Source organism: Microbacterium sp., assembly GCF_036566905.1.
GTDB lineage: Bacteria > Actinomycetota > Actinomycetes > Actinomycetales > Microbacteriaceae > Microbacterium.
Genome location: NZ_DATCVK010000114.1, coordinates 32,512 through 41,024 on the forward strand (window position 1 = coordinate 32,512; position 8,513 = coordinate 41,024).

An 8,513-nucleotide genomic window follows, 5' to 3' on the forward strand; every position below is an offset into this window, starting at 1 on the left:
GGCCGGGCGCTCCGCGCCGCCCAGTAGGCTGGTCGGCATGAGCAGCCGGATCGCCGTCGTCCCGGGATCGTTCGATCCGCCGACCCTCGGGCATCTCGACGTGATCCGTCGTGCGGCGTCACTGTACGACCAGCTCCACGTGCTCGTCGTGCACAACCCCGGCAAAGAGGCGATGCTGCCGATCGCGCAGCGTCAGGCGCTCCTGGAGCAGTCCATCGCCGAGAGCGGCATCGACGGAGACGTCGTCGTGGCCTCGTGGAGCATGGGGCTCCTCGTCGACTACGCGACGGATGTCGGCGCCGGTGTCCTCGTGAAGGGCATCCGCTCTCAGATCGATGTGGCGTACGAGACGCCGATGGCGATCGTGAACCGCCATCTCGCCCATGTCGAGACGGTGTTCCTGCTCCCCGATCCCGCGCACGCGCTCGTCTCGAGCTCGCTGGTGCGCCAAGTCGCCGCACTCGGCGGCGACGTCTCGCCGTACGTGCCGTCGGCGGTGGCCCGGTTCCTGGACACCGGCGCACGGGGCATCTGACCACGGGGCATCTGACCACGGGGCTTCTCACCAGGAACCGCGGCTAGGCTGGAGGCGTGGTCAGAAAGCATGTGACGGGTCCGTTCGCCCTCCCGATCCGCGACATCATCCACCGCTCGGGGGAGATGCGCGAGCACACCATCGAAGCCCCGGCTCCCACCAAGTGGGGCGAGGGACTGGTGGCGGTCGCCGAGGGCGAGCCCGTCGTCGTCGACGTGCGTCTCGAGTCGGTGCACGAGGGCATTCTCGCCTCCGGAGAGATCGACACCGAGTACACCGGCATCTGCAGCCGGTGCCTCATCGACATCGGCGAGGGGCTCAAAGTCGAGTTTCAGGAGCTTTTCGCGTATCCTGGGGAGGAAGAAGCTGACTTCGAGGTTCAAGACGACCACGTGGATCTTGAAACTCTGGTCAGGGAAGCGGTCGTCCTGTCGCTTCCGTTTCAGCCGGTGTGCCAGCCGGATTGCCCCGGCCTCGATCCGGTCACGGGCGAGCGACTGGCTGATGACGCCGGATCGCAGCAGAGCGAGCCCCTCGATCCACGATGGGCCGCGCTCCAGGACTTCACCACGACCAACGACGACGAATCACCGCGCGCCCGCGGCTGACACGCCATCGAGAACACAGAAGAGAGCTAGCCATGGCAGGCAACCCCCCGAAGCGGAAGGTCTCCCGTTCCAACACGCGCTCGCGTCGCGCGCAGTGGAAGGCGGCGCCCATCACGCTGACCACCACGATCGAGAACGGCAAGAAGGTCTACAGCCGTCCGCACCAGGCGAAGGTCGTCACCGACTCGCAGGGCACCGAGCTGTTCCTCGAGTACAAGGGCCGCAAGGTCGCCGACGTCTGATCGTCGTGCACTTGACGTGACAGACGTCGCTGCCGAGCGGACCGCTCACGCAGACCTCACGCAGAAGCTCGGAGTCGTCATCGACCCCGAGCTTCTGTCGCTGGCGCTCACGCACCGGTCGTGGGCGTACGAGAACGGGCAGGTGCCGAACAACGAGCGCCTGGAGTTCCTGGGCGACTCCGTCCTGGGTCTGGCGGTGACCGTGCGACTGTTCACCGGTCACCCCGATCTCGAAGAGGGCGCGCTCGCGAAGCGCCGCGCCGGCGTGGTGTCGACGGTCGCCCTCGCGGAGATCGCACGCGGCATCGGCCTCGGCGAGTACCTCATGCTGGGGCGGGGCGAGATCCTCACCGGTGGTCGCGACAAGGACTCGATCCTCGCCGACACCATGGAGGCCATCTTCGGAGCCGCCTACCTGTCGGCGGGGGCGGATGCCGCGACCGGCCTGGTGCTGCGGCTCGTCGAGCCGCTGCTCTCAGACCCCGAGCGCTACGGCGCGGCGATGGATCCCAAGACGGCGCTGCAGGAGCTCGCCGCGCACAGCGGTCTGCAGCCCCCGATGTACGCCGTGACCTCCACCGGACCCGACCACGACCGGCGCTTCACCGCGGCCGTCACCGTCGGCGACCTCATCGCCGAGGGCGGCGGGACCAGCAAGAAGCACGCCGAGATGGCCGCGGCGCTCACCGCATGGCGCGAACTCAGCGGGCGTGCCTGAGCTTCCCGAGGTCGAGGTCGTCCGAGCGGGCCTCGCCCCTGCGGTCACCGGCGCCCTCGTGCTGGGAACCACCGTGCTCGACGAGCGCGCGCTGACCCGGAACACCGGCGACGGCGCGGAGTTCGAAGCACGCCTCACCGGACGAGTCGTGCTCTCCGCCGCACGGCGCGGCAAGTTCCTGTGGCTGCCGCTGCAGCCGGCGACGGACGGAACCGCGGCGACCGAGGCCGTGGTGGGTCATCTGGGCATGAGCGGTCAGATGCTGCTGCGGGCTCCCGGCGCACCGGTCGAACGCCACGAGCGTGTGCGCATCGACCTGGCGCACCCCGTGCACGGCGAGCTGTCCGTCGTCTTCGCGGATCAGCGGACGTTCGGATCTCTGGCGATCGACGACCTGATCCCGACTCCGGATGCCGCACCCGGCGGACAAGGGTGGGCCGAGGCATCCGTCCCCGCGCAGGTCGCCCACATCGCGCGGGACCCGCTGGATCCGGCGTTCTCGGATGCTGCCTTCCGGCGGACCGTCGGCCGCAAGGACTCGGCGATCAAGCGCGTGCTGCTCGATCAGACGGTCGTGAGCGGCGTCGGCAACATCTACGCCGACGAGTCGCTGTGGGCTGCCCGCATCCATCCCGAGACGCCCGCGCGCGCCTTGTCCACGCGTGCGGTGAATCGGCTTCTCGCGGAAGTGCGGCACGTGCTCGAGAAGGCGCTGGCCGAGGGCGGCACCAGTTTCGACGCGCAGTACGTGAACGTCAACGGCCAAGCCGGCTACTTCGCGCATTCCCTGAACGCGTATGGCCGCACCGGGGAGCCCTGCCCCCGATGCGGCCGTCCGATCGTGCGCGTGTCGTTCACGAATCGCTCGAGTCACTTCTGCCCGCACTGCCAGCGGATGCCGCGCCCCCTGCCGGCGACGCGCTGACGGCGTCGGGAGGGAACGCGGCGGCCGCCGGTGCGATCACACCGCCAGAACCTTCTTCCACGCACCCGCATACGAGGCGGGTACGAACCCGATCGTCTCGTTGATGTCGAGCATGTGGCGGTTCTCCTCGGCATTGAACGTCGATACCCGCGGAGACTCGGGCACGAGCCGCCGCCAGCGCAGCAGGTTCGCGCATTTCACGATGGTCCCGAGGCGGTGGCCCCGGTGCTCCTTGACGACGAGCGTTCCGAACTGCTGGGTCGCCCCGGCACGGTCCTCGCCGATCGCGAGCTCGTTGTACGCCGCGATCCGCCCAGTGGGCACGTGCAGCACGGCGGCCACCGAGACGGTGAGCCCCTGCGCCTTCAATCGGGCGTCACGACGCTCGACGCGTGCGGCATCCCAGTGCTGCTCGTCGATGACGAGGCCGCCGGCTGGCACGTCGGTCGACATGCGCGAGATCGCGTAGGCGAACCCGTCGACGTACTCCGGCGGTGTGGGCGATGTCCACTGGATCGACCGGTAGTCCTCACCTGCGACGGCCAGAGCCTCGGCGAGCATGCGCTCGACGGGGGAGAAATCGCCGGTCAGATCGAACACGCTGTTGCGCTCCACCTGCTCGAGCGTGAAGCCGCTCGTCAGCTGGAACCGCGTCTGCGGGTCCTCTGCCGGGACTGAACCCCACCCGGTCGACGGCTCGAGACGTGCACCGTCCGTGTGCGGGCGATGCAGCGTCCACGTCTGGATCGTGGTGAGCCCGCGTTCACGGGCCTCGCGCTCGACCTCGGCGAGGAGGAGCTCCTCGATGCCCCGGCCGCGATGCGGCGGGTCGACCATGAGGTCGAACTCGACCGTGCTCGCGTCCGGCTGGTTCGAGGTCATGAGCTTCACGGCGCCCAGCACGTCTTCGCCGCGGAGCGCGGCGAACCCGAGCTGGGTCCAGTCGGACTGGTCCTGCCAGAACCCGAGCATCTCGTCGGGCTCCTCGTGCAGGTAGTCGTGGCCTGCGTCCGCGAGGCAGACCGCGTTGGCGATCCGCACCATCTCGAGGAACAAGCGTGCGTCCGCGGCGTCGGCCGTCTCGGGGACGGGGATCCGCTGGACGGTCACGACGGTGGTTTCGGCGAGATCAGTCATCGAGCACCTTCTTCCATGCGCCCTCGTACGCGACCGGCTCGAAGCCGATCGCCTCGTTGATGTCCAGCATGGGTCGGTTCTCCTCTGCGTTGTAGGTGATGACGCGCGCGGACGCGGGCGCCACGTCGCGCCAGGACAGGAGCCCGGCGCATTTCACGAGCGTGCCGAGCTTGTGGCCGCGGTGCTCCTTGAGGACGAGGGTGTCCTCCTGATGGGATGCCTCGGTGCGGTCCTTGCCGATCACGAGCTCGTTGAAGGCGCACAGCTCACCGGTCTCGATGTGCTGTGCAGCGGTCACCTGGATGGTGCGGCCCGATGATGTGTAGCGGCCGTCGTGCTCGGCGATGCGGGCGGCGTCCCACGTCTCCTCAGCGAACTCGAGTGCTGCCGAGGGCGCGTCGGTCGACATCCGGGACTTCATCCGGCATAGCCCGCGACGAACTCCTCGGGGGTCGGGGCGAACCACTGAACGACGCGGTAGTCGGGTGAGGCGGCCTGCGCCTCGGCGAGCAGCCGTTCGACGCCGGTGAAGGAGCCGGTGAGATCGAAGGCGCTGTTGCGTTCCACTTGCTCCAGCGCGTACCCGTGACGGAGGTAGAACCGCGCGACGTGGTCCTCGGGGATCGCGCCGAACCCCGTCGGCGGTGCCAGCTGCGGGCCAGGGGCCGCGGGATGCTCGGCCCACGACTGCAGCACGGTGCGGCCGTGCTCACGCGCGGTCTTCTCGACGAGCTCGTACGCGGCGGAGCCGATACCGCGTCCCCAGGTCTCGCGCAGCAGCTCGATGAGCCAGAACGCGGCGTTCGAGCCTTCCTCGTGAGGGATGTCGACGCCGACGCGGCCGATGATGGCCCCGTCGTCGACGATCACCCACGAGAGGCGGGTCTCGTACTCGGTGGGGCGATAGTGGGGGAGCAGCTCGTCGGCGGCGATGCGGTGGTCGTCGTGTCCGGAGATCTCCCGGTAGATGATGTTGCGCACCCGGACCATCTCGACGAAGTCGGCGGCGTCCGGTGCGTCGATCGAGGCGGGTACGACGAGGGGGCGGAATTCCAGCCCCGTGATGGTGGTCATGTCAGCGCGTCCTTGCGAGGTCGATGCGGTGGCTGAGGGGGTGGGGTCCGCCGCCCGGGTGCGGGCGGCGGACCCGGTGGCCGTCACGGCCGGGGTGCGAGGCTGGCCTCGCGGAGGTAGGCGCGTTCACGCTGCGCGGTGGCCTCCTGGTGCCGGAACGTGTGAGCGTGCCGGCGGCGGTCGTCCGCGAGTCGCGGGGTGCGGGTGCTCCACAGCAGCAGCCTCAGACCCAGGTGGAGGGCGAGACGGTCCAGGAGCGAGGTCCGGGTGTCGCGGCTCGGGAGCCGCAGCGTATCGGGAAGCCCCGACGGGCGCTGCGGCGCAAGGAGAGTATTCATGATTGCTCTTTCCGATTGTGAAAGGGATGCCTCGGCAGGCGCCGGAGGCGGGGGATGTCATGCCGCAGCACGACGGGACGAAGGCAGGGGTGCGCGCTCAGCACCGCGAAGCGGATGCGGCGCAACAGACGGGTATCGCCCGAAACCGGGCAGACTCGTCCCCTGCGGGGGTCAGATGGCGGCGGGGAAGCGGCCGCTCAGCACAGCGCCGAAGGAGTGGGTCCCCGACGCGACGGCACGAATCGCTCCGCCATCACGGGCGGCGATTCCAGTGGGATTCATCAGCATCATCGGGGGACCTCCTTTCTCGACTTCAGACGCGGAGAGTCACGCTAGCGGGTGCGAGATGTCCGCGTCAAGCGAATTCGCAGATTCGCTGTTCGCATGGCGTGTCGCGGCATCCGATTCGTGCGGCCGGTCTGCCGGGCGACGGGGCCGCGCTCCGGTAGCGTAGGCGGGTAATCGACCGGGGCGGGGGTGGATCCATGCACCTGAAGAGCGTGACGCTCAAAGGGTTCAAGTCGTTCGCCCAGCCCACGACCTTCGCCCTCGAGCCCGGGGTGACATGCATCGTCGGCCCCAACGGCTCCGGCAAGTCCAACGTCGTCGACGCGCTCGCCTGGGTGATGGGAGAGCAGGGCGCGAAGACGCTGCGCGGCGGCAAGATGGAGGACGTCATCTTCGCCGGCACGGCGACACGCGGCCCCCTCGGTCGTGCCGAGGTGCAGCTCACGATCGACAACAGCGACGGCGCACTCCCCATCGAGTACGCCGAGGTCACGATCAGCCGCACGCTGTTCCGCAACGGCTCGAGCGAGTACGCCATCAACGGCGAGTCGTGCCGTCTGCTCGACGTGCAGGAGCTGCTGAGCGACTCCGGACTCGGCCGAGAGATGCATGTGATCGTGGGGCAGGGACGGCTCGACAGTGTGCTGCAGGCGACGCCCGAAGATCGGCGAGGCTTCATCGAGGAGGCCGCCGGCATCCTCAAGCACCGGCGTCGCAAGGAGAAGACCCTCCGCAAACTCGACGCGATGGAGGCCAACCTCACGCGCCTGAGCGATCTCGCGGGAGAACTGCGCCGGCAGCTCAAGCCGCTGGGCCGGCAGGCCGAGATCGCCCGCGAGGCGGCCACGATCGCCGCCGTGGTGCGCGACGCCAAGGCGCGGCTCTTCGCGGACGAGATCTCGGGCCTCCGCGCCGAGCTGGCGTCGCATGCGCAGAGCGAGCAGGAGCGTCACGCCGAGCGGATGGTGCTGCAGGACCGGCTCGACAACGTGCGGGTGCGCATCGAGCAGCTGGAGAACGACCAGAGATCCGAGAGCGTCGACCGTGCTCGTCGCGTCGCCTTCGGGCTCGAGCGTGCGCAGGATCGCCTGCGCAGCCTGTACGCCCTCGCCGGCCAGCGTCTCGCACTGCTCGGGGACGCCGAGGACGAGGAGCGCCTCGAACTCACCACCGTGTCGCAGGCGATGATCGATGAGGCCCGCGCCGAGATCGACGACGTGTCGGACGGCTTGGGCGCCGCACAGGACGCCGCCGCCGCGGCCGCCCGCGACGTCGTGCGCGCCCGTGCCGAGCTCGACGCCCTCGATTCCGACATCGCCGCGCAGAGCGCCCTCGTCTCCGAGCACGACATGAGGATCACGGCGCTGCGGGGCACCGCCGAGGCTGCGGCATCCGCCCTCGCCGCCGTGCGGACCGCGGTCGAGCGACAGCAGAAGGCGCTGGATGCCGCGCTCGCGCGTCGCGCCGAGGCCGAAGAGACCCTCGCCGGTGTCGACCCCGACCTCGTGCCGGACGCGTCGACGGCCGACCATGCCGCCGCTTACGAGCGTGCTCAGCGCGATGCCGCCGAGGCGGAGGCATCGGTGGCGTCATTGCGTGAGCGGCTGCACGCGGCGGAGCGGGAGCGCGAGGCCCTGACGGCGCAGACGGCCGCGCTGAGCCGCGCGCTGGACGTCAAGAACGGCGCGTCCGCACTGATCGCGCAAGGCCGCGACGGTGTTCGCGGCCTCGTCGGAGACGCGGTGCAGGTGCGATCCGGGTTCGAGGCTGCCATCGCGGCCGTGCTGGGTCCGATCGCCGAAGGCGTCCTGGTCGCCGATCGGGCGAGCGCTTTCGCCGTGGCCGACGCGGCGCGTGACGCCGAGGCCGGCATGGTCGACATCGTGATCGCTTCGGCGGGCATGATGCGGCCGGAGTTCCCCGACCTTCGGGGTGTCGTCCCTGCGCGCGAAGTAGTGACGGCACCCGAGGGAGTGCTGGGTCTGCTCGCGTACGTCGTGGTCGTCGACGACCTGGAGACGGCCCGGGAAGCCGGACCGGCGCTGGCGAGCGCCGAACTCGGCGGACCGCTCACCCTCGTGACCCGCCGTGGCGAGGTGTACACCGAGTACTCGCTCCGCGCAGGTGCCGGCTCGTCGCGTTCCCGGCTGGAGCTGGCGGCGGAGCGGGATGCCGCGGCGGAGCGCCGCGACGAGATCACCGTGGTGGCCGAGTCCCTGCGGGAAGCGCTCGGCGATGCCACCCGCGACCTGGACTCCGCGCGCCTGCGCACCAAGACGGCGCTGGCGACTCTCCGTGAACACGACGCGGCCCTCGCCGCACACGCGGAGCAGGTGAACCGCGCGACAGTGCGCCACGAATCGGCCGTCGCCGAGTGCGAACGACTCGCCGCCGGTCTGGCGCAGGCCGCCGCGGCGGTCGAGGAGGCCGAGGGCTCTGCGCGCTCGGCGGAGGATCAGCTCACGGCTGCGCTCGAAGCTCCCCGGCCCATCCTCGATGCGTCGGCGCGCGACGGCATGCTCGCCGCGCTCGAAGCCGCCCGCGACGCCGAGATGGGCTCCCGGCTGGACGTCGAGACGCTGCGCGAGCGCATCCGCGCCGGCGAGGCGAGGGTTGTCGCCCTCGAACGCCAACGGGAGCGCGAACGC

General features: G+C 70.0%; 10 protein-coding genes. 6 read left to right on the plus strand and 4 right to left on the minus strand.

Features of this window, described 5'->3' with window-relative positions; translation table 11 throughout:
- Positions 1–37 precede the first annotated feature (37 nt).
- The 5 genes from coaD to mutM all read left to right on the plus strand — a co-directional run bounded on the left by coaD (position 38) and on the right by mutM (position 3,028).
- Positions 38–535, plus strand: coding sequence for a pantetheine-phosphate adenylyltransferase (gene coaD / locus VIP82_RS08575; RefSeq protein ID WP_331907615.1), 498 nt, complete (start codon positions 38–40; stop codon positions 533–535).
- 125 nt (positions 536–660) lie between these two features.
- Positions 661–1,143: a YceD family protein gene (locus tag VIP82_RS08580; RefSeq protein WP_331907617.1), complete on the plus strand. Its 483-nt coding sequence runs from the start codon at positions 661–663 to the stop codon at positions 1,141–1,143.
- A gap of 32 nt (positions 1,144–1,175) precedes the next feature.
- Positions 1,176–1,385: a 50S ribosomal protein L32 gene (gene rpmF, locus VIP82_RS08585; RefSeq protein WP_163617368.1), complete on the plus strand. Its 210-nt coding sequence runs from the start codon at positions 1,176–1,178 to the stop codon at positions 1,383–1,385.
- Positions 1,386–1,401: 16 nt separating this feature from the next.
- Entirely contained in the window at positions 1,402–2,103 is a 702-nt protein-coding gene (rnc, locus tag VIP82_RS08590) for a ribonuclease III (RefSeq protein ID WP_331907619.1), read from the plus strand.
- On the plus strand, positions 2,096–3,028 hold the full coding sequence (mutM, locus tag VIP82_RS08595) for a bifunctional DNA-formamidopyrimidine glycosylase/DNA-(apurinic or apyrimidinic site) lyase (RefSeq protein WP_331907621.1): 933 nt from the start codon (positions 2,096–2,098) through the stop codon (positions 3,026–3,028). The genes rnc and mutM overlap by 8 nt, the downstream gene beginning before the upstream one ends.
- A gap of 36 nt (positions 3,029–3,064) precedes the next feature.
- Here the strand turns inward: mutM and VIP82_RS08600 are convergent, their stop codons facing one another.
- The 4 genes from VIP82_RS08600 to VIP82_RS08615 all read right to left on the minus strand — a co-directional run bounded on the left by VIP82_RS08600 (position 3,065) and on the right by VIP82_RS08615 (position 5,577).
- Positions 3,065–4,165: a GNAT family N-acetyltransferase gene (locus VIP82_RS08600; protein WP_331907623.1), complete on the minus strand. Its 1,101-nt coding sequence runs from the start codon at positions 4,163–4,165 to the stop codon at positions 3,065–3,067.
- Positions 4,158–4,574, minus strand: a complete 417-nt coding sequence (locus VIP82_RS08605; protein ID WP_331907625.1) for a hypothetical protein — start codon at positions 4,572–4,574, stop codon at positions 4,158–4,160. Before VIP82_RS08605 ends, VIP82_RS08600 begins: the two co-directional genes overlap by 8 nt.
- Positions 4,575–4,582: 8 nt before the next feature.
- Positions 4,583–5,239 carry a GNAT family N-acetyltransferase gene (locus tag VIP82_RS08610; protein WP_331907627.1) on the minus strand — a complete coding sequence of 219 codons (657 nt, stop codon included), beginning with the start codon at positions 5,237–5,239 and terminating at the stop codon, positions 4,583–4,585.
- An 83-nt stretch (positions 5,240–5,322) separates the two neighbouring features.
- Entirely contained in the window at positions 5,323–5,577 is a 255-nt protein-coding gene (locus VIP82_RS08615; RefSeq protein WP_331907629.1) for a hypothetical protein, read from the minus strand.
- Positions 5,578–6,062: 485 nt separating this feature from the next.
- On the opposite strand from VIP82_RS08615, the gene VIP82_RS08620 reads away from it, so the two are divergent.
- A partial coding sequence (locus tag VIP82_RS08620; RefSeq protein WP_331907631.1) for a chromosome segregation SMC family protein occupies positions 6,063–8,513 on the plus strand: 2,451 nt, incomplete at its 3' end.